The sequence below is a fragment of the Vibrio sp. Vb0937 genome (assembly GCF_033338855.1).
On the sequence record NZ_JAWOTK010000412.1, the window covers coordinates 1 to 1,081 of the forward strand.

Below are 1,081 nucleotides of genomic sequence, written 5' to 3' on the forward strand. Positions count from 1 at the left end.
CTTTGGTGAAAAGTTGCATATCGCATGCAGAGTTTTGCGAGTAGTACTATTTTTTTAGTGGATAAAAAGAAAGGGCCTAGTGGCCCTTTTTAATGATGAATTACTCACAACTTACTGAGTTAGTTGAAGTAATTGAAAATTGTTGCTTTTATTATTTGAAGCGCATCGAAAGATCCATCGCTTTTAGATGCTTAGTTAGTGCGCCTACCGAAATGTAATCGACTCCGGTTTCTGCGTATTCAGCGATAGTATCTAGAGTGATGTTGCCTGAGTTTTCTAACGCGGCACGGCCTGCGTTAATCTCTACGGCTTCACGCATCATTTCTTTCGTGAAGTTATCTAGCATGATGATGTCGGCCCCTGCGTCGATCGCTTCTTGTAGCTCAGCTAGGCTTTCTGTTTCTACTTCTACTGGTTTGCCAGGATTGAGCTCTTTTGCTGTGGTGATTGCTTGAGTAATTCCGCCACAAGCAATGATGTGGTTTTCTTTGATGAGGTAAGCGTCGAACACACCGATACGATGGTTAAAACCGCCACCACAAGCAACGGCGTACTTCAGAGCACTTCGAAGACCCGGAATGGTTTTGCGTGTGTCTAACAAACGACAATCGGTATGTGCGATTTTTGCTGCATACTCAGCGGTTGTTGTTGCACAGCCAGAAAGGGTTTGAATAAAGTTCATTGCGTTGCGCTCGCCCGTTAATAGGTCACGAGCTGGGCCAGTCAGCGTGCAAAGTGTTTGGTTTGGCTCGACTTTATCACCATCTTTTACATGCCATTCGATAGTGACTTTGCCGCCAAGCTGTTTAAATACTTCATCTGCCCAAGCTTGACCACAAAACACACCGTGTTCACGAGTGATGATGGTTGCGGTATTCATTGCATCAGCAGGAATAAGAGATGCGGTGATATCTTGTGACGCATCCAACGTGCCACCTAGATCTTCTTTTAAGGTATCGGCGACAGAGCGGGTGATTTCTAAAGGAAGTTGTTGCTTGAGGTATTCTAGGCGTTCTTGGCTGTTGTGTGTGTTCTTCATCGCAAATCTTGTCTTGAAAGGGAGATGGCAACGAATGATACT

General features: G+C 44.8%; 1 protein-coding gene. It reads right to left on the reverse strand.

From position 1 onward, the window contains the following. Window positions 1-151 precede the first annotated feature (151 nt). Window positions 152-1,039 carry a carboxylating nicotinate-nucleotide diphosphorylase gene (gene nadC, locus R7P67_RS26125; RefSeq protein ID WP_015297249.1) on the reverse strand — a complete coding sequence of 296 codons (888 nt, stop codon included), beginning with the start codon at window positions 1,037-1,039 and terminating at the stop codon, window positions 152-154. Window positions 1,040-1,081 lie beyond the last annotated feature (42 nt).